At 71.9% G+C, this 18,888-nt stretch carries 22 protein-coding genes; 12 read left to right on the top strand and 10 right to left on the bottom strand.

The genetic code is table 11. The features are described 5' to 3' along the window. Positions 1–20: 20 nt before the first annotated feature. Genes FHX46_RS00110 through FHX46_RS00100 form a run of 3 tightly spaced genes read left to right on the top strand, consistent with a single transcriptional unit; the run spans position 21 to position 3,630 of the window. A complete protein-coding gene (locus FHX46_RS00110) occupies positions 21–1,064 on the top strand; it encodes a hypothetical protein (protein WP_167109631.1) in 1,044 nt (347 codons plus the stop codon). A gap of 33 nt (positions 1,065–1,097) precedes the next feature. Further along, entirely contained in the window at positions 1,098–2,102 is a 1,005-nt protein-coding gene (locus FHX46_RS00105) for a hypothetical protein (RefSeq protein ID WP_167109630.1), read from the top strand. A 52-nt stretch (positions 2,103–2,154) separates the two neighbouring features. Next, the gene (locus FHX46_RS00100) at positions 2,155–3,630 is read left to right on the top strand and encodes a hypothetical protein (RefSeq protein WP_167109629.1); all 1,476 of its coding nucleotides are present in this window, start codon (positions 2,155–2,157) and stop codon (positions 3,628–3,630) included. On the opposite strand, the gene FHX46_RS00095 is transcribed toward FHX46_RS00100, so the two are convergent. The 3 genes from FHX46_RS00095 to FHX46_RS00085 all read right to left on the bottom strand — a co-directional run bounded on the left by FHX46_RS00095 (position 3,627) and on the right by FHX46_RS00085 (position 5,629). Continuing rightward, complete coding sequence (locus tag FHX46_RS00095; RefSeq protein WP_208399938.1) at positions 3,627–3,779, bottom strand: hypothetical protein; 153 nt, start codon at positions 3,777–3,779, stop codon at positions 3,627–3,629. The two genes, FHX46_RS00100 and FHX46_RS00095, sit on opposite strands and share 4 nt — an antisense overlap. Before the next feature lie 140 nt (positions 3,780–3,919). Beyond that, complete coding sequence (coaA, locus tag FHX46_RS00090; protein ID WP_167101623.1) at positions 3,920–4,852, bottom strand: type I pantothenate kinase; 933 nt, start codon at positions 4,850–4,852, stop codon at positions 3,920–3,922. 162 nt (positions 4,853–5,014) lie between these two features. Further along, positions 5,015–5,629 carry a macro domain-containing protein gene (locus tag FHX46_RS00085; protein WP_167109627.1) on the bottom strand — a complete coding sequence of 205 codons (615 nt, stop codon included), beginning with the start codon at positions 5,627–5,629 and terminating at the stop codon, positions 5,015–5,017. A 97-nt stretch (positions 5,630–5,726) separates the two neighbouring features. On the opposite strand from FHX46_RS00085, the gene pheA reads away from it, so the two are divergent. The 3 genes from pheA (at position 5,727) to FHX46_RS00070 (ending at position 8,056) form a co-directional block, all read left to right on the top strand. After that, positions 5,727–6,638 carry a prephenate dehydratase gene (gene pheA / locus FHX46_RS00080; protein WP_167109626.1) on the top strand — a complete coding sequence of 304 codons (912 nt, stop codon included), beginning with the start codon at positions 5,727–5,729 and terminating at the stop codon, positions 6,636–6,638. After that, on the top strand, positions 6,635–7,252 hold the full coding sequence (locus FHX46_RS00075) for a histidine phosphatase family protein (protein WP_167109625.1): 618 nt from the start codon (positions 6,635–6,637) through the stop codon (positions 7,250–7,252). Before pheA ends, FHX46_RS00075 begins: the two co-directional genes overlap by 4 nt. 153 nt (positions 7,253–7,405) lie before the next feature. After that, positions 7,406–8,056, top strand: a complete 651-nt coding sequence (locus FHX46_RS00070; protein WP_313885970.1) for a DUF4232 domain-containing protein — start codon at positions 7,406–7,408, stop codon at positions 8,054–8,056. A gap of 8 nt (positions 8,057–8,064) precedes the next feature. Here the strand turns inward: FHX46_RS00070 and FHX46_RS00065 are convergent, their stop codons facing one another. Further along, positions 8,065–8,463: a hypothetical protein gene (locus tag FHX46_RS00065; protein ID WP_167109624.1), complete on the bottom strand. Its 399-nt coding sequence runs from the start codon at positions 8,461–8,463 to the stop codon at positions 8,065–8,067. Between the two features lie 95 nt (positions 8,464–8,558). Here FHX46_RS00065 and FHX46_RS00060 point away from each other — a divergent pair, with 95 nt between their 5' ends. Continuing rightward, positions 8,559–10,133 (top strand): AMP-binding protein, encoded by a 1,575-nt coding sequence (locus tag FHX46_RS00060; protein WP_167109623.1) that lies wholly within the window; start codon positions 8,559–8,561, stop codon positions 10,131–10,133. Here FHX46_RS00060 and FHX46_RS00055 read toward each other — a convergent pair. The 3 genes from FHX46_RS00055 to FHX46_RS00045 all read right to left on the bottom strand — a co-directional run bounded on the left by FHX46_RS00055 (position 10,120) and on the right by FHX46_RS00045 (position 12,723). After that, positions 10,120–11,331 carry an MFS transporter gene (locus FHX46_RS00055; protein ID WP_167109622.1) on the bottom strand — a complete coding sequence of 404 codons (1,212 nt, stop codon included), beginning with the start codon at positions 11,329–11,331 and terminating at the stop codon, positions 10,120–10,122. The two genes, FHX46_RS00060 and FHX46_RS00055, sit on opposite strands and share 14 nt — an antisense overlap. A 101-nt stretch (positions 11,332–11,432) precedes the next feature. Next, positions 11,433–11,783, bottom strand: coding sequence for a metallopeptidase family protein (locus tag FHX46_RS00050; protein WP_167109621.1), 351 nt, complete (start codon positions 11,781–11,783; stop codon positions 11,433–11,435). A 4-nt stretch (positions 11,784–11,787) separates the two neighbouring features. Continuing rightward, complete coding sequence (locus FHX46_RS00045) at positions 11,788–12,723, bottom strand: septum formation family protein (RefSeq protein ID WP_208399937.1); 936 nt, start codon at positions 12,721–12,723, stop codon at positions 11,788–11,790. Between the two features lie 62 nt (positions 12,724–12,785). Between FHX46_RS00045 and FHX46_RS00040 the strand changes: the two genes are divergently transcribed. Genes FHX46_RS00040 through FHX46_RS00025 form a run of 4 tightly spaced genes read left to right on the top strand, consistent with a single transcriptional unit; the run spans position 12,786 to position 15,998 of the window. After that, a complete protein-coding gene (locus FHX46_RS00040) occupies positions 12,786–13,406 on the top strand; it encodes a hypothetical protein (RefSeq protein ID WP_243871197.1) in 621 nt (206 codons plus the stop codon). After that, positions 13,407–14,573, top strand: coding sequence for a glutathionylspermidine synthase family protein (locus FHX46_RS00035; RefSeq protein WP_167109620.1), 1,167 nt, complete (start codon positions 13,407–13,409; stop codon positions 14,571–14,573). A gap of 43 nt (positions 14,574–14,616) precedes the next feature. Then, complete coding sequence (locus FHX46_RS00030; protein WP_167109619.1) at positions 14,617–15,069, top strand: DUF350 domain-containing protein; 453 nt, start codon at positions 14,617–14,619, stop codon at positions 15,067–15,069. Positions 15,070–15,092: 23 nt separating this feature from the next. Next, on the top strand, positions 15,093–15,998 hold the full coding sequence (locus tag FHX46_RS00025) for a haloalkane dehalogenase (protein WP_167109618.1): 906 nt from the start codon (positions 15,093–15,095) through the stop codon (positions 15,996–15,998). An 8-nt stretch (positions 15,999–16,006) separates the two neighbouring features. Here FHX46_RS00025 and FHX46_RS00020 read toward each other — a convergent pair whose 3' ends face one another. Beyond that, positions 16,007–16,513, bottom strand: coding sequence for a MarR family winged helix-turn-helix transcriptional regulator (locus FHX46_RS00020; protein ID WP_313885969.1), 507 nt, complete (start codon positions 16,511–16,513; stop codon positions 16,007–16,009). A 199-nt stretch (positions 16,514–16,712) separates the two neighbouring features. Here FHX46_RS00020 and FHX46_RS28330 point away from each other — a divergent pair, with 199 nt between their 5' ends. Continuing rightward, a complete protein-coding gene (locus tag FHX46_RS28330; RefSeq protein WP_313885968.1) occupies positions 16,713–17,207 on the top strand; it encodes an SDR family NAD(P)-dependent oxidoreductase in 495 nt (164 codons plus the stop codon). 147 nt (positions 17,208–17,354) lie between these two features. On the opposite strand, the gene FHX46_RS00010 is transcribed toward FHX46_RS28330, so the two are convergent. Further along, positions 17,355–18,122, bottom strand: a complete 768-nt coding sequence (locus FHX46_RS00010; RefSeq protein WP_167109617.1) for a DUF2382 domain-containing protein — start codon at positions 18,120–18,122, stop codon at positions 17,355–17,357. A gap of 135 nt (positions 18,123–18,257) precedes the next feature. Then, the coding region (locus tag FHX46_RS00005; RefSeq protein ID WP_167109616.1) for an aminoacyl--tRNA ligase-related protein at positions 18,258–18,888 on the bottom strand (631 nt) is incomplete at its 5' end.

Genomic DNA, 18,888 nt, shown 5'->3' with positions numbered 1-18,888 from the left:
GGGTACGGCAGGATGAGCGCATGACCTCCGCCCCGGATCTGCGTGGCTACCTGCGCACTCTCGACGCGGAGACCCTCGCCGACCTGCTCCTCGAGCAGGCCGGCCGCGACCCGCGGTTGCGGCACGAGCTGGAGCTGCGCGCGGTCGCGCACGGCAAGGTCGGCCCGATCCTGGACACCCTGCAGCGGCTCCTGGACGCGGGCACCCAGGCCGACCTGACCCCGCTCGCCCGCCGGATGGCCGACAGCGACGCCACCGGCGCCGAGCTGCGCCGCGCCATCGGCCTCTACGCCCGCGCTTGCGCCGCCCACCGGCCGGATCCGCGTGAGCTGGCCGACTGGATCCTGGACACCCAGCTCGAACGCCCCGGCTGGCCCGAGATCAACCTCGCCGATTTCGCCGTCGCGCTCGGCGACGAGGGCCTGCAGCACCTCCGCGCCGCGCTGGACGGCAAACCGAGCAGTGGGGCCGCCCGCCGCCTGGTCGAACAGATCGCCGAGGTGACCGGCGACGTCGACACCCTGCTGGCGATCCTGGCCGAGCAGCCGCCCACCCCGGCCACCACGCTGCGCATCGTCCGGCTGCTCCGCTCCGCGGGCCGGCACGGCGAGGCGATCGCGCACGCCGCGCGCACCGTCGTGCACCCCCGGGAGGGTGTGCTCGCCCTGCGCCGGGCCGAGTTCCGCCGCAACCCGTCCCCGGACACCTATCGCGCGCTGCGGGCCGCTGCCGAGGAGCTGAACCGCTGGCCGGCCGAACGCGCCCAGGCTCTCGCCCAGCTCGCCGAGCGCGATCCGGCCGCGGCGATCCCCGTCTACCGGCTGCACGTCGAGGAGCTCATCGAGCTGCGGGACCCGGACGGCTACCGCGAGGCGGCCCAGCGGCTGCGCGAGCTGCGTGCCCTGCACAAGCGCGCGGACCGGGTGCCGGAGTTCGGTGAGTACCTGGCCGGCCTGGTGGAGACGCACAAGCGCAAGACGCGGCTGCTGGTCGAGGTCCGCAACGCGCGGATCGCCGTGCCGAAACAGGGGCCCCCACGGAAAGCGACCACCGTGGGGGCGTGAGCGCCCGGCCGTGGGCGCGACCGGTAGGCCAGGATGTGCGGCGTGACCGACCTCCGCGCCTACCTGACATCCCTGGATCCCGAGACGCTGGCCGGGCTGCTGCACGACCAGGCCGAACGCGATCCGGAGCTGCGGAGGTCGCTGACGGCGCGAGCCGGGGTCCGCGAGCCGGAACCGAGCACGGTCGGCCCGGTCCTGGACACCGTGCAGCGCCTGCTCGACTCCGGCACCCGCGCCGACGTCGCCCCGCTGGCCCGCCGCACCGTGGAACGCATCCGCCGCGAGGGTGACGGCGCGGAGCTGCGGCGGGCGCTCGGCCTGTACGCCCGCGCCTGCGCCGCCCGCCCACCGGACCCGGTGGAGCTCGCCGACTGGCTGGGTGGCATCGCGATGGACGGGCGGGCCGAGATCGACCTGGCCGAGTTCGCCGGCCCGCTCGGCGAGGCCGGGCTGGCCCGGCTGCGCTCGCACGTGGACAAGGCCCGCCCGGATCCGGTCGCGGAGCGCCTGCACGAGCAGCTCGTGGAGGTCTCCGGCGACGTGGACGGCCTGGTCGCGATCTTGGCGAAGCAGCTGCCGCGGATGGAGGCGAGCCTGCGGATCGTCCGCGTCCTGCGTGCGGCCGGCCGGACCGGGGAGGCGATCGGCTACGCGGCCAGGGCGCTCAAGCAGGACCCGGCGGAGGCCGCGCTGGCCGACGACGTGCTGGGCCTGCGCCGCGCGGAGTTCGAGGCCGCGCCGACCCCCGAGCACGCCGAGGCGCTGATCGACGCCCTGGTCGCGGCAGGCCGGCGCGACGAGGCGGCCGCGCTGCTGGAGGTCCACCGCCGCCGGGTCGCGGAGCTGATCGCCCGCCGGACCGTCGAGCACTACCGCGAGGCGGCCCGCGTCCTGCGCCGCCTGCGCACGCTCCACCGCACCGTCGGCCGCCCGGCGGACTTCGCGCCTTACCTCGCCGATCTGGTCGCCACCCACCGGCGCAAGGCCCGGTTGCTCACCGAGATCCGGAATGCCCGGATCGCGTTGCCCAAGGAGTGAAACGCCGGTCCCGCGCGCCGCAACGGGCGCCGCTGGTGCGACCATGTCCGCCATGACCGAGGTGCCGCAGCTGGAGACGCCCTTCGACGAGGTCCTGAACGCCTTCGCCGAGCTGGGGGACGACGCCGATCCGACCCGCGTCGAGCTGGTCACCTCGGAGATCCTCGGCGAGTGGTGGGAGGCCGACGACGACCTCGCGGCCGGCCTGATCGACCTCGCCGAGCGCACCGCGCGGCCGGAGCGCCTGGTGGCGCCGCTGGCCGCGCTGCGCGTCCTGGCCACCGACGCCGGCCAGCGGGAAGCCGCGGCACTGGCGCTGGAGAAGTTCGGGCTGCCCGAGCCGGCCTGGGCGGCGCGGCTGAACCAGGTGACGCCCGGCGAGTGCTGGCGCACCACCGACGTCTACGGGGACGAGAGCTCGGTGGTGGTCTCCTTCGGCGACCACGGCCTGGTCGTGTCGATCAACTACGGCAGCTTCGGCGGGTGGGTCAGCGACGCCGCGATCGTCGAGTCGCCGCGGGAGGTGCTGGCGGACCTGCGGGCCGTGGACGAGTCCGTGACCAGCGAGGAGATCAGCCAGGAGCAGGCGTACGAGGTGATCGCGGACGCCTTCGCCGGCACCGAGTGGCAGGCCGAGCCCGAGGTGGGCGAGGACTTCGTGCGGTTCCGGGCGCTGGCGCTGGCCCGGCTGCGCACCTTGCCCGAGCCGCCGGAGGCGGACGCGCCGGAGCCGCTGACCGTCGAGGAGCAGGCTGAGATCATCGACTCGTTCTTCGCCGCCGCGGCCGGCGAGCTCGGCGACAGCGAGGACGCCCGGGTGGTGGCCCTGCGGCTGATCGAGTTCGGCATGGAGCACGACCCCCGCCGGCCGCTGCGGGCCGGGCCAGCCAAGCTGGAGTCCTTTGTGGACTTCGTGGACGACGGGCAGATCGAGCTCACCGACGAGCAGGACGCCGCGATGGCCGCCCTGCTGCCGGTCTGGGCGCGGGTGTTCGGCGAGCGCGACGGGCTTCCCGAGGACGCGCTGACGGCCCTGGTCGAGGCGGTCGAGGACCGGTTGGACGACCGCGAGCCGGAGGCCGAGTCCGCATTGGACGTCTACCTCGCCGGATCCGAGGGCCTGCCCCCGGACGAGGTCCAGGACCTGCTCGAACGCCGCCAGTTCGCCCTCCCGTCGCTGACCGTGGAGACCGAGGACGACGAGGTCGAGCTCGACCCGTCCGACCCCGGCCAGCGCCGCGTGCTGGTGCTGAGCGAGTTCGCCGCGGAGTTCGACGACGACGAGCCCGACCTGCGCGCGGTGGCGCTGACCACCGTGGTCGACCAGCTGTGGGACGGCGAGCCCGCCGAGACCTGGGCGGCCGCCCAGCGCCTCACCGCGGCCGGCCTGGAACGCGACGAGGTGCTGGCCGAGCTGACGGCGGTCCTGGAGGACCGGCTGGTCGCCGGCGAGGACGGCGACCTCGAGTTCGACCTCGACGACTACGTCGCCGCCCTCGACGAGCTGGACGTGGAACCGGAGGACTAGAGCCCGGCCGCTGGGCCGTGCGCGGCGGCCGGCTTGACGGGCCGGTTGCGGCGGCGGTCGGCGAGGGCGTCCTCGAAATCGACGACGAACGCACCGAAGGCCATCACCAACAGCACCGCGATACCGAGCATGGCACCGATCCAGGTCATGATGATTGTGAACACCGGCCTGCCTCCTCCCTGGTCAGGGCGTATTTCCTGACTTCCAGGGTGGGCTTTGCGAGGTGCCGGCGGTATCGGCCAACCGGTTACCACCGCGTTCACCGGATCAGCCGTTCGGCCGAGGGCGCCTACAGTTTGCGCAGGCGCACGCGGTTGATGCTGTGGTCGGGGTCCTTCCGGAGCACCAGCGTGGCGCGCGGGCGTGTCGGCAGGATGTTCTCCACCAGGTTCGGCTCGTTGATGGTGCGCCACAGGTGCCGCGCCTCGGCGCGGGCCTCGACGTCGTCCAGCGTGGCGAAGTGGTGGAAGTGCGAGGCCGGGTCCGCGAACGCCGTGCCGCGCAGCTTGAGGAACCGCTCCACGTACCAGCGCTCGATGTCCTCGATGTGCGCGTCGACGTAGATGGAGAAGTCGAACAGGTCCGACACGGTCAGGCTCGGGCCGGGCTGCAGCACGTTCAGGCCCTCGATGATGAGGATGTCCGGGCGCCGCACCACCTGCTCCTCGCCGGGCAGGATGTCGTAGGCCAGGTGCGAGTACACCGGCGCGCTGACCGACTCGGCGCCGGACTTGACGTCGGAGACGAACCGCAGCAGCGCGCGGCGGTCGTAGCTCTCCGGGAAGCCCTTGCGGTGCATGATCCCGCGGCGGACCAGCTCGGCCTTCGGGTAGAGGAAGCCGTCGGTGGTCACCAGGTCGACGCGCGGGTGGTCCGGCCAGCGGGCGAGGAGCGTGCGCAGGATGCGCGCGGTGGTCGACTTGCCGACCGCGACGCTGCCGGCGATGCCGATCACGAACGGCACCTTCGTGCCGCGGCAGTCCTCGCCGAGGAACGTCGTGGTGGCCTCGTACAGCCGTTGCCGGGCTGCGACCTGCAGGTTGATCAGCCGGGACAGCGGCAGGTAGACCTCGGCGACCTCGGTGAGATCGATTTGCTCGCCGAGTCCCCGCAGACCGCGCAGCTCCTCGGCGGTCAGCGGCAACGGGGTGCTGCGGCGCAGCTCCCGCCACTGCTCGCGGTGGAGCTCGACGTACGGGCTGAGCTCACGTACCCGTGGCATTCCCACACTCCTTGCCCGTCGGTGGGCTGGGCTGGCGTCGGCATCCCCGACATCCCGGTAACGCAGCCTCAACGGTAGGGCTTACCGCCCGTGAATGCGCTGTGACCTTCTACACGCATCCCCAACGGGGCCGGTTTCCCGCCCCTGACCAGGGCGGGAGCATCAGTTCCGCCGGAAGACCTCGTCCCAGGCGGCCGCGACTTGACGGGCGCAGGTGCGCGGGTCGACCCCGCCGACGCCGGTGCCCAGCCCGGGCATCGCGATGGTCTCCACGACCGAGCGCACCGGCACGCCCTGTTCGAGCACGGCGTCGCGCCACTGCAGGAACACCGCCCGCGCCGCGAGGTAGGGGTGGACCGTGTCGGCGGGCAGCCGTTCGCCCGGTTCCCGCATCGTGGGGGCGCTGATCAGCCACGCCGGGGCCGGCTCGCCGGTCGGGACCACGACCGCGCTGCCGACGGGGAGTTCGCCGCCGTGGTAGGCCAGGATCGTGCTGCGCACGTTCTGCTCGGCGTACGGGAAGGCCCGGGCGTACACCGCGTCGATCCCGCCGCGCATCCAGCCGAACGAGTTCGCCGGGCTCACCACGGCGTCGGCGACGACGTCCAGCACCGAACCCCGGTGCACGCGCACGGAGCCGGTCATGGTGTCCACAACGGATCGCCACGCGCGGGCGAGTGGTTCGTCGACGGCACACAGCACCAGGCCGGGAGTGGCGGGTGGGACCTGGTCCTCCGTTCGCTTGCCGGTGGGTTGGGTGCCCGATTCGGCAGTCACCCCTACACCATGCCAAAAATCCGGTACCCGCGTAACCGGGTGCCCCACTCGAATGCCTGAACAGACCAGGATCTCGCGCGGTGCGTAGCCTGTCGGCGTGTCACGGATCGCATATTTCGGGCCGGTCGGGACGTTCACCGAGCAGGCAGCCCGCACTTTCACCACGGCGCAGGACGAACTCGTCGCCGCCGACACGATCCCGCAGGCGTTGAACGCCGTCCGGCGGGGTGCCGCGGACGCCGCGTGCGTGCCGGTGGAGAACTCCGTGGAGGGCGCGGTTCCCGCGACGCTGGACAGCCTCGCCGTCGGCGAACCGCTGATCGGTGTCGCGGAAGCGTTGCTGCCAGTGCACTTCAGCATCCTCACGCGTGACGACGTGACGGAAATCCGCACCGTAGCGAGCCATCCGCACGCGCTCGCGCAGGTGCAGCAGTGGCTGGCGGAGAACCTCCCCGGCGCCCGCGCGGTGGCCGCCGGTTCCACCGCCGCGGCCGCGGTCGCGGTGCAGGCCGGGGAATTCGACGCGGCCGTGACCGCGCCGGTGGCCGTCGAGCACTACCCGCTCAAGGTGCTCGCGACCGGGGTTGCCGACGTCCCCGACGCCCGCACGCGTTTCCTGCTGATGCGCAAACCCCCGGTGGCGGTGCCGGAACCGACGGGTGCCGACCGGACCTCGCTCGTGGCCGCGGCGGTGAACCGCACCGGCGCGCTGGCCGAGCTGCTCACCGAACTCGCGACGCGCGGCATCAACCTGACGCGCCTGGACGCCCGGCCGAACAAGCAGAACTTCGGCGAGTACCGGTTCTTCATCGACTTCGAGGGGCATGCAGCCGAGCCGCGCATCGCCGACGCGCTCGCCGCGCTGCGCCGCCGTTGCGACGTCCGGTTCCTCGGCTCGTTCGCCCGCGCCGACGGGGTTCCGGCGACGATCGACCCGGTCGCCCGCAACGAGGACTTCACCGAGGCCGCCGCGTGGGTCGCCGCGGTGCAGAGAGGGGAAACGGCGTGAAGCTGTACCTGGTCCGGCACGGGCAGACCCCGGCCAACATCGCCAAGAAGCTGGACACGGCCCTGCCCGGGCCGTCCCTGACCGAGCTGGGCCACGAGCAGGCCCGGCAACTGGCGGAGAAGCTCGCCACCGAGCCGGTGGAGGCCGTCTACGCCTCGTACGCCACCCGCGCGCAGCAGACCGCCGCCCCGCTCGCGCAGGCGCTCGGCCTCCAGGTCGAGCCGGTCGCCGGCGTGCACGAGATCGTGGTCGGCGACCTGGAGGGCCGCAACGACCCGGCCGCGCTCGAGCAGTACCTCAGCGTGGCGCGCAGCTGGACGCGGGGTGAGCTGCAGGTCGCGATGCCCGGCGGGGAGAGCGGTGAGCAGGCCCGGGAGCGGTTCACCACCGCCATCGCCCGGCTCGCCGAGCGGCACGATTTCACCCGATCGGCGGGAGTCGTGGTGCTGGTCTCGCACGGTGGCCTGATCCGGCTCGGCGCCGAATGGCTGGCGCCGAACGTGCGGCCCCAGCTCGCTGACCAGGGGCTGATTCCGAACACCGGCATCGTGGAACTGGAGCCCACCGCGGACGGCTGCTGGCAGTGCCTGAGCTGGGTGGGAATGCCCATGTAGGGGACGTGACACCCGGTCGCGGACGCTGTGTTGTTGTAGTTTCACCCCATGTGGCGGCGGATGGTCGGGACAGGGCGTGACGGGGCGCAACCGCGGGTGTGCGCCGCACGTCTTCCGGGTAGTGCTCCGATCGGCACAGGGAGGCGATAGACCGTGGTTCGAGCGACTTCCCCACGCATCGGGCTGGGGGTGACGACGGCGGCGCTGGTGGCGGTTCTCGCCGGGTGCGGGACCACCGGAACGGACAACGCCCAGCCGCAGCCGTCTCCGCCCACCACGTCCGATCCCACCTCGTCGAGCAGCCCGTCCTCCTCGGCTCCGGCCGCGACCACCCCGCCGGATTCGGCGACCAGCACGAAGACCGGCGAGACGCTGTGCAAGTCGAGTGAGCTCAAGCTGAGCCTGGGACACGGTGACGCCGGCGCCGGCACGGTGTACCGCCCGCTGATCTTCACCAACGTCAGCAACCACCCGTGCGTCATCCAGGGCTTCCCGGGCGTCTCGTACGTCGCCGGCGAGGACGGGCACCAGGTCGGCCCGGCCGCGGTCCGGCAGGGCGACAAGGGCGGCGCTTTCACGTTGAACAACGGGGACAGCGGCTACGCCGAGGTCGGATTCGTCAACGTGCAGAACTACGACACGGTGACCTGCCAGCCGCAGGCGGTGCGCGGCCTGCGGGTGTACCCGCCACAGGAGACGGCGTCGGTGTTCGTCCCGTTGCAGACGACCGGCTGCGCGAGCGACAAGATCCCCGGCGACCAGCTGACCGTCAAGACCATCCAGAAGGGCAGCGGCGGGCAGTAGCGCGCCGCTCAGATCGTGCCGCAGATGGCCTGCGCCTGCGCGAGGTGGTGCCGGCCGTTGGGGTCGGCGAAGTTGAGGCTGAGCACCATCCGGCGCACGCCGTCGATGTGGTCGGCGAGGTCGTGGTAGGTGGCGCTGAGCTCGGCGGCGGCCGCGGCGAGGTCGTCGGCCGCCATGACGTGCTGCAGCACGGCGGGGTTGAGCGAGCCCCGGTCCACCCGGCCCTCGGGCAACGGCTGCGCCCGGTCCAGGGCGGCGCACGCGGCCTTCGCGTCCGCGGTCGGGTCGCTCACCGCGGTCGCCGACGCCCACAGCACCCCGATCAGCCCGGCGCCCAACGCGAACCCGGCGACGGCCGCCAGCACCAGGCGGCGGCGCCCCGCCAGCGGCTCCTCGCTGATCCGCATAGGACATTCCAGCACCGACCGGGCGCGCGCACCAGACGCCGATCGGCCCCCATCCGGGGGTGGCAGCCGCGCCGCCCGGAGGGAAACATACGGGCATGACGAGCATCGCGGACCTGCTGTCCCGCTACGACCGGCCGGACGCCTGCGTGGCGCGGCTGCTGTGCGACGACCACCCGGACGGCGACGTGGCGTTCACCGTCGTCGAATCCGACCTGACCAGCCGGGACCTCACCTTCGGCGAGCTCCGGGACGCCTCCGCCCGCTTCGCCACCGCCCTGGCGGAGCTGGGTGTCGGGCGTGGCGACCGGGTCGCCACGCTGATGGCGAAGTCGGCGGACTTCGTCGTCGCGGTCCTGGGCATCTGGCGGCTCGGCGCGGTACAGGTGCCGCTGTTCACCGCGTTCGCGCCGCCCGCGATCGAGACGCGCGTCGGTGGCGTGCGGGTCGTGATCACCGACCCGAACCAGCGCGCGAAGCTCGACCAGGTGCCCGGCGAGCGGCGGGTGATCGTCACCGGCGAGGCGAGCGGCAACGACCTGGCCTTCGCCGACCTGCTGCGTGCGGACCCGCAGCCGGAGCCGGTGGCCGTCGGCGGCGACGGGACGATCGTCGAGCTGTTCACGTCCGGGACCACCGGGGCGCCCAAGGGCGTGCCGATCCGGGCCCGCGCGCTCGCGGCGATCCGCATGTACCAGGAGTACGGCCTGGACCAGCGGCCCGAGGACGTGTTCTGGAACGCGGCCGACCCCGGCTGGGCCTACGGCCTCTACTACGCGGTGATCGGCCCGCTCGCGCTCGGGCAGCGCAGTCTGCTCCTGCACGCCGGGTTCGCGCCGGAACTGACGTACGCGGTGCTGGAGCGGTTCGGCGTCACCAACTTCACCGCCGGCCCCACGGTGTACCGGGCCCTGCGCAACGCGGACGCGCCCGTGCCGGACGGGTTGCGGCTGCGGCACTGCTCGTCGGCCGGGGAGCCGCTGAACCCGGACGTCATCGAGTGGGCCGAGAAGGCGTTCGGGGTGCCGATCCGGGACCACTACGGCCAGACCGAGCTCGGCATGGTGATCGCGAACGGCTGGCACCCGGACGTCTACGGCGAGCTGCGGCCCGGTTCGATGGGCCGGGCGCTGCCCGGGTGGCAGGCCGAGGTGCTGCGCCCGGACGCCGACGAGATCGCCGCGCCCGGCGAGCAGGGCCGGGTGGCGATCGACCTGCACGAGAGCCCGCTGATGTGGTTCACCGGCTACCGTGACGCGCCCGACCGCACCGCGGAGCGGTTCTCCGCCGACGGCCGCTGGTACCTGACCGGTGACGTCGCCACGAAGTCGCCGGACGGCTACTTCACCTTCGCGTCGCGCGATGACGACGTCATCCTGATGGCCGGCTACCGGATCGGGCCGTTCGAGGTGGAGAGCGTGCTGCTGCAGCACGACGCCGTCGCCGAGGCGGCCGTGGTGGGCCTGCCGGACGAGCTGCGCGGCGAGGTGCTGGCCGCGTTCGTCGTCCTCCGGCCGGGCGCGGAACCGGGCGAGGCGCTGGTCACCGAGTTGCAGCAGCTGGTGAAGACGAAGTTCGCGGCGCACGCCTACCCGCGGCAGGTGCACTTCGTCGACGAGCTGCCGAAGACCCCGAGCGGCAAGCTGCAACGGTTCCTGCTCAGGAAGAACTGACCGCCTCCCGGTCGATCGAGAACCGCCGCAGCATCAGCGCGGCGAGCACGGCCAGCGCGACCTGCGTGGCCCCGGACAGCGCGAACGTGGCGCTCGCGCTGCCGAGCAGCTGGGTGAACGCGCCGCCGACCACGGCGCCGAGGGGGATCGAGCCCCAGACGACCGTCCGCCACACACCGAGCACACGGCCCAGCAGCTCGCTGGGCACGAGCGTGTGGCGGGCGGTCGCCAGGACCACGTTGACCGTCACCACCGCCGCCGCGAACAGGCCGAACAGGGCGGCCGAGGCGATCGGCTGGTGCACGAAGCCCATGGCGCCGAACCCGAGGCCACCCGCGAAGATGCCGGCCACCAGCACCGGCCGCCGCCCGGTCCGCCGCACCAGCCGCGCCGCGCCGGCGGCGCCGAGGAGCCCGCCGATGCCGCCGACGAAGGTGAACAACCCGAACGCGGCGTCGCTCAGGTGCAGGTCCTGGAGCGCGTACAGCACCAGCTGGGCCTGTGCCATCTCGCTCGTGAAGCTGATCAGCCCGGCGATGATCACCAGCCGGCCCAGCACCGGGTGACGGACCAGCCATTTCAGCCCGCTGAGCAGATCGGTGCGCAACCGGGTGGGTTCGGCGGGCGCCTTCGGCCGGAAGCTGCCGGCCAGTCCGATCAGGAGCGCGGCGGCGATCGCGAACCCCGCCGAGTTCAGCAGGAACGGGAACGCGGCGAACACCGCGAAGGTGAGGCTGCCGACCGGCCCGCCGAGGAACGTCTGGCCGAGGATCTCCGCGGCCTGGAACTTGCTGTTCGCGCTCTCCAGCTGGGCCGGCGGGGCCAGCGCGGGGATCATCGCGTTGCCCGCGCTCTCCGCGACGGTCTCCGCCACGCCCAGCAGCAACGCGGCGACGTAGATCAGCCAGATCGACATCGTCCCGGTGGCCACGGACAGGGCGGTCAGGCCGACGACCACCGCGCGCGACGCGTTGGCGAGGAGCACCGCGTTCCTGCGGTCCACCCGGTCGGCGAGGGTGCCGGCGAACACGCCGAAGAGCAGCCACGGCAGGAACTGGGTCGCCGACAGGGCGCCGATCAGCACCGGATCGCGCGTGAGCGCCGCGGCCAGCAGCGGGAAGGCCACCTTGCCGATGCCGTCGGCGAGGTTGCCCACCGCGTTGGCCGACAGCAGCCAAGTCAGCCGCCGGTCCGCCATGATCACCCTCGGTGGTGTTCCGATTCCCCAGTGCTTCCGATGCTGCCACGGAAGGACCGCGGAAAGCGAGTTGATCAGTATCCCCGACGGCGTCCGCCGGGTCAGCCCCAGCCCAGGTCGTGCAGCCGGCTGTCGTCGATGCCGAAGTGGTGGGCGATCTCGTGCACCACGGTGATCAGCACCTCCTCCACCACCTGCTCCTCGCTGTCGCACATCCGCAGGATCGGCGTGCGGTAGATGGAGATCCGGTCGGGCAGCACACCGCCGTAGTCGCTGGTGCGCTCGGTCAGCGCGACACCGTGGTACAGGCCCAGGATGTCCGGCGCCTCCTCGTTGTGGTCCTCCACCAGCACGACCACGTTGTCCATCGCGCCGGCCAGTTCCTCCGGCACCGCGTCCAGCGCGTCGGCGACCAGTTCCTCGAACCGGGCCTGCGACATCTCGACCGGCATGCCGCTACCCGCCCGGGCGCGACGACGGGGTGGCGGACGTGCCCGCCTTGCGGATGCTGCCGGTCACCGGCGCGAGACCGCTCGCGTCCGGGAGCTTCGCGCCAACCTTGCAGTTCACCAGCGTCGACCCGGCGGCCCAGCTCTCCTGCTCCCGGATGTCCCAGGTGAGGATCAGCTTCTGCGCGGCCAGGTCGACCTGTCCCGCGTAGTCCTGAACCGCCTTGTTGCACGCGGTGTCCAGCCAGGTCTTCTGGTCGTTCTGGGCCGGATAGCCACCGGTGAACTTCGTCTTCAGGTCCAGCGTCGCGACGATCTCGTACGAGTGCGGCTGCGCGCAGTCGATCGGGTTGCCGACCGTCTTGTCGGCCAGCGCCAGGCAGGTGCCGGGCTCCCACACCGCCGACTGCGACTGGCCCGCCGCCGCGCCGGTGATCGGCTCCAGCTTGCCGCCCGGAGCGGCCCACTGCAGCACGCACCGCATCTCGCGGTCGCCGTCGGCCCATTCGTCGTTGCCGGGCCGCAACGCGCTCACCGTGAACCGGCCGAACGGGTCGAGGGGCTGGTGCAGGTAGTTCTCCACCCCCGCGGTGCACCGCTCCAGCGCGATGTCCCGCCACTGGTCCACCGTCGGCGCGGGCGCGTTCGGCGGGTACTTGTCGCCGATGTTCACCACGCCCGTCACCTCGTACAGGTGCGGCTGGGCGCACGGGACGACGCGGATGTCCGAGATGTCTTGGGCGGCCCAGGTGACGCAACTGCCGGGCGCCGCGGTGAACGCCGCCTTCGCCTCCGGGGACTCGTCGGGCTTCCCGCCGCCGCTGACCGGGCCGCCCCACGAGAAGGCGACGTCGAGCGACAGCGCCACGATCGCGCCCAGAAACGCACCCGCCATGATCAGGCGGGTGCGCAGCGTGATCTTTTCCACTCCATGTCCCAGCATCGGGTCCCATAATGCCTGCGTCTGCGGGACGGGACACCCCTCGGGTGGTTAGGGTTAGCGCGATGACAGAAGACGGTGCGCCGGGCGCCGCAGAGCCCCCGGAAGAACAGCCCCCGCGTGGCTCGATGCGGTTCCAGGACCCGTCGACGACCACACCACGCGAACCGACGCTGGCCGAGCAACGCGCCCGGCGCAAGGCGGAGGAGGAACACAACCGCAGGGTGGCCGCCGCGAAGCAGGCGCACGCCGAGGCGACGCGCAAGGCCGCCACGCGCCGCAAGGTGCTGATCGGCAGTGGCGTGGCGGTCGGCCTGGTCGCCGTGGTGGCGACCTGGTACGTCGCGGGCACCGGGGAGACGGTCAACGCCGTCTGCACCGACGGCAGCAACACGGTCCAGCCCGACGAGTACTGCGACGACAGCTACGCCACCAGCCACGGCGGGTACTACAACTCGGCCACCGGGTTCTGGTTCATCCCGCTCCCCAACGGCGGCGGTTACAGGCAGTACCGCTACAACTACGGCGGCACCGGCGCGATCGGCCAGCCCGTGTCCGGCGGCACCTACACCAAGCCGTCCGGCAACACCACGGTCAAGACCAGCTCCGGCAAGACCGTCCAGCGCGGCGGTTTCGGCATCAGCGGCAAGACCAGCGGTGGTGGCGGGAAGAGCGGGGGATCCTAGGTGCGAAGGGGGACCGCCCAGCCTCGGCGGGACTGGCAGCGCATCGTCGAGGAGCAGGGCCTGGTGTTCGGCACCCCGGCCCGCTACGGCTCCGGCCACGAGCGGCCGTACTGGGACGAGTCGGTGCACTACGTCCTGGAGATGGACGAGGTGCTCAGCCTGGAGGCCGACGTCGAGCTGCTGCACTCGATGTGCCTGGAGGCCGTCGACAACGTGGTGCTGACCGAGCGCTACCGCGAGTTCGGCATCCCGGAATGGGTGTGGCCGCACATCGCGGAGTCGTGGAAGCGCCGCGACCCGCACGTCTACGGCCGGTTCGACCTGCGCTACGACGGCCGCGGCCCGGCGAAGCTGCTGGAGTACAACGCCGACACGCCGACCTCGCTGCTGGAGGCGTCGGTGTTGCAGTGGCACTGGAAGACCGCGGTGTTCCCGGACGACGACCAGTGGAACTCGGTGCACGAGCGGCTGGTCGAACGCTGGCAGGAGATCCGCGGGCAGCTGCCCACCAACGAGCTGTACTTCACCTGGTCCAGCGCCGACCCCACCGGTGAGGACCACATCACGACGTCCTACCTGCAGGAGACCGCCGCCGAGGCCGGCCTGGACACGGTGGGGCTGGCGATCGAGGAGATCGGCTGGGACCCGGTGCTCCAGCGGTTCGTCGACCTCGAAGAGGCGCCGATGAACACCGTGGTCAAGCTCTACCCGTGGGAATGGGTGGTCGAGGAGGAGTTCGGCCGTTTCGCCGCCGAGTCGCTGCCGCGGACGCTGTGGATCGAGCCGCTGTGGAAGATGCTGCTGTCCAACAAGACGCTGCTGGCGATCCTGTGGGAGAACTACCCGGGTCACCCGAACCTGCTGCCCGCGTTCGCCGACCAGCCCGGCATCCTCACCGAGTACGTGCGCAAGCCGAAGCTGGGCCGCGAGGGCGCGAACGTGCAGATCGTCGCGCCCGGCTACGAGACCGAGACGGGCGGCGTCTACGGCGCCGAGGGCTACGTCTACCAGGCGTTCGACCCGCTGCCCGAGTTCGACGGGTTCCGCCCGGCGCTGGGCGCGTGGATCGTCGGGGACAACGCGGCCGGCCTGGGAATCCGGGAAACCGCCGGTCTCGTCACCGACGACGGTGCCGCGTTCGTCCCACACCGCATCCCGCAAACGTGATAAACCACCCGCGAGCAAATCCGCCACTGAACTGGGAGACCCCGTGACCTCGACCCTCGCGCTGTCCGGCACGTTCGGATCCGAACTCGTGCGCGGGATCGGCGCGATCCTGCTGTACGGCGTCATCGGCCTGCTGCTGATGCTGGTCGGCTTCTACGCGATCGACTGGACCACCCCCGGCAAGCTGTCCGACCTGGTGCGGCGCGGGCTGCCGAACGCGGTGGTCGTCACCGCGTCCGGGATGCTGTCGATGGCGTTCATCGTGGTCGTCGCGATCTTCAACTCGGCCAGCGACCTGACCGAGGGCCTGATCACGTCGCTGGTCTACGGCCTGCTCGGCATCGTCGTGCAGGTGCTCGCGGTGCGGCTGCTGGAGTGGTCGACCCGGATCGACGTGCGCGGCACGATCGAGAGCGAGGTGTTCGCCCCGGCCAGCATCGTGGTCGCGGCCGCACACCTCGCGCTGGGCCTGGTCGTCGCGGTCTCGATCAGCTGACGGCCAGCCCCTAGGGTGGGTGTGTGCGCCTGCTGAGGACTCCCGAAGACCGGTTCACCGACCTCCCCGACTTCGACCACCCGCCGCTCTACGCCGACCTGGAGAGCGAGCACGACGGCATCGTCCGGATCTCCTACGTCGAGGCCGGCCCGTTCGACGGCCCCGTCGTGCTGCTCCTGCACGGCGAGCCCAGCTGGTCGTTCCTGTACCGCAAGGTGCTGCCCGTGCTGGCGGCCGCCGGCATCCGGGCGATCGCACCGGACCTGATCGGCTTCGGCCGCTCCGACAAGCCGGTCGACGTCGCCGACCACACCTACGCGCGGCACGTCGAGTGGATCCGCGCGTTCGCCCTCGACGCGCTCGACCTGCGGGACATCACCGTGGTCGGGCAGGACTGGGGCGGCCTGATCGGGTTGCGCGTGGTCGCCGAGAACCCGGACCGGTTCGCGCGCGTGGTCGCGGCCAACACCGGACTGCCCACCGGCGACCAGGACATGCCGCGCGAGTGGTGGGCCTTCCACGACGCGGTCCGGAAAGCGCCGGTGCTCGACATCGGCCGTTTCGTGCAGTCCGGTTGCCGGACCACGCTGAGCGACGCCGAACGCGCCGCCTACGACGCGCCGTTCCCGAACGAGACGTACAAGGCCGGTCCACGCGCGATGCCCGGGCTGGTGCCGACGCGGCCCGACGACCCGGCGAGCGAGGCCAACCGCCGCGCCTGGGCCACACTGTCCGAACTGGACATCCCGTTCCTGTGCGCGTTCGGTGACAGCGACCCGATCACCGGCCCGATGGCGCCGGTCCTGCAACGCGCCATGCGAGGCGCCGCCGGCCAGGACCACCGGACCCTGTCGAACGCCGGGCACTTCCTGCAGGAGGACCAGGGCGCGGAACTGGGCCGCGTCATCGCCGAGTTCGTCACGGGCTGAGGGGTCCGCTACCCCACCTGGTCGTGCCCGGAGACGAGGCCGAACTCGGTCTCGAAGCGAGCCAGGAGCGGCGCCAGCAGCGAGTTCAGGGCGGCGAGGTCCACGCCGTCGAACAGCTCCCGCTCGTAGCGGGTGCGGGCGGCCGTCGCGGCGCGCCAGCGGGCGTGGCCCTTGCGGGTGAGCCGCACCGGGCGGCTGCGGCCGTCGTCGGCGGCGACCTGCTCGATCAGCCCGGCGCGCATCAGCCGGTCGAGCCGCACGCTGACCGTGCCCGAAGTCAGGTTCAACGCTGCGGCCAGCTGTTTCGGGGTGCACACCGGGCTGGTCCGGCGCAGCACCGACAGCGCCTCCCAGTCGCCGACGGTCATGCCGTGCTCGGCCGCCGCCTGGTCCAGCACCTGCCGGAACTGGCGGGACAGCCGGCCGATCCGCTGCCGCGCCGCCTCCACCTCCGGGTCCACGCCCGCGGGCATCTGCCCGATCCACCCGGCCAGCTCGCGCGTCACCGAATCCACTCGACACCCCTTGATGCTCAAGCTAGTTTGATTTGTATGTCAAACTATCAGGTGTGGATGATCACGGGGGCGAGCAGCGGGTTCGGGCGGGTGCTCGCCGAAGCGGTGCTCGACCGGGGTGACCGGGTGGTGGCGACCGCGCGTCGATCGACGCGGCGGTGGACACCGCGGTGGCCGAGTTCGGCCGGATCGACGTCTGGTGAACAACGCCGGGCACGGGCTGGTCGGCGCACTGGAGGAACTGTCGGAAGAGCAGTTCCGCGCCGTGCTGGAGACGAACCTGTTCGGGGCGGCCGCGGTGACCAGGGCGGTGCTGCCGCACATGCGGGCACGGCGCTCCGGACACATCGTGCAGCTCTCGTCGGTGGGCGGGGTGGTCGGCAACCCCGGCCACACGGCGTACGCGACCTCGAAGTTCGCGCTGGAAGGGATGTCCGAGGCGCTCGCCGGTGAGGTCGCACCACTGGGCATCCGGGTCACGATCGTGGAACCCGGCCCGTTCCGCACGGACTTCGCGGGCCGCTCGATGCGCTACGCCGACCCGATCGACGACTACGCCGGGACACCGGCCGGTGCGCTGCGAGCGCGCTTCGCCGAGCAGGACGGCAAGCAGCCGAACGACCCGGCGCGCGCCGCGGAGGCGATCATCCGGGCGGTGCAGGACGTGGATTCGCCCCTGCGGCTGCCGCTGTGACCGGAGGCGGTCACCCGCACATCCGCGAAAAACTCACCGCTCAGCTCGCCGACCTCGACCGCTGGGAGGCGATCTCCCTCGACACCCGGTTCGCGTGACCGGCGTGCCCCGGTGTGGCGTCCGCGCGACGCCACACCGGGGGGCGGGTCAGCGGTTCTTGCGCCGCTTGGTGTCGTCTTCCACCTCGACGCGCTCCTTGCGCACCTCGCCGGCGACGGTCTGCTCGTCGCGCACGGTTTCCTTGGCCAGCCGCACCTTTTCGACCGGCACGGTCTCCTTCTCCACCTTCGGCCGCTCCTCGTGCAGGGTGACCTCCTGCTCCTCGTCGGCGATCCGCGCGCCGGTGCGGTCGCCTTCGGTGATCGGCTCGCGCTCCACCCGCACCTCTTCGTGCGTCACCGGAACCTTGACGTGCTGCTCCTCGGTAACGGTGTACTTGCGCAGCCGCACCCGGCCGGTTTCGACGCGCTCCGTACCGACGTTGAGCCGCTCCTCCGAGCGCGTCATCGACTCGCCGCCGCGGGTCGTCGCCGTCTGCTGCTGCTGTGGCTGCGGTGGCTTGGTGCGTTCACCCCGGCCGCGGTTCTCCTGGCTGCCGCGCGGCGCCGGCATGTCGTAGAACCGGTACAGCTCGGCGCTCTCCTGCTCGGACAGGTGCCGGTCGCCTTCCGTCTGTGGCGCCTCGGAGACCTTTTCCTTGGTGACCTGCACGTGCAGCCCGTCGCGGTGCATCGTCGCGCCCTGGAGCGGCACGAAGCTCTCCTTGTGCCCGAACATGCCGGTGCGGACGGTGACCCACTCCGGCTGCTGCGTGTCGTCGGCGACGTAGACCGTGCCGACCTTGCCGATCTTGCGGCCGTGGGAGTCCACCACCGCGTTCTCCATGAGCTCTTCCGGACGCATGGTGCCAGTCATGGCTCGCTCCTTCCGCGTTTTTTAGAGCCGCCATGGGTGTAGACGGTCGGACGGGGGTGCGAAACTGACACCATCGGGCGTCACTCACGTGAGGGGCCGTCGGTCATGTTGTCCAACGTGGACGGCTGACCCGGTTCAGGCGGTGGTGCCGTCCGGGTTGATGACCTCGAACCGGGTGTAGGGCACCAGCGCCTCCGGAATCCGGATCGACCCGTCGGCCTGCTGGTTGTTCTCCAGCACGGCCACCAGGGTGCGGCCGATCGGCAGGCCGGATGCGTTCAGCGTGGCGATCTGCGCACGCTTGCCGTCCTTGCCCTTGCCGCGGATGCCGGCCCGGCGCGCCTGGAAGGTGCCGGTGTCCGACGCGCTGGAGATCTCCCGGTAGGTGCCCTGGCTCGGCAGCCACACCTCGACGTCGAACGTGATCTGCGCGGAGAAGCCGGTGTCGCCCGCCGCGAGCTTGATGACCCGGTACGGCAGCCCGAGCCGCTGCAACGGTGCCTCGGCGTGCGACAGGATCTCGTCCAGCGCCGCGCGGGAACGTTCCTCCTCGACGAACTGCACCAGCTCGACCTTGGAGAACTCGTGCTGCCGGATCAGGCCGCGGGTGTCCTTGCCGTACGAACCGGCCTCGGAGCGGAAGCACGGGGTGTGCGCGGTGTACCGCAGCGGCAGGTCCTCCAGCGGCAGGATCTCCCCGGCGTGCAGGTTGACCAGCGGCACCTCGGCGGTCGGGATGAGGAACAGTTCCCGGTCGGCCACACCG

The organism is Amycolatopsis viridis, from assembly GCF_011758765.1.
Lineage (GTDB): Bacteria > Actinomycetota > Actinomycetes > Mycobacteriales > Pseudonocardiaceae > Amycolatopsis_E > Amycolatopsis_E viridis.
This window is presented reverse-complemented; position numbering and strand designations above follow the sequence as displayed.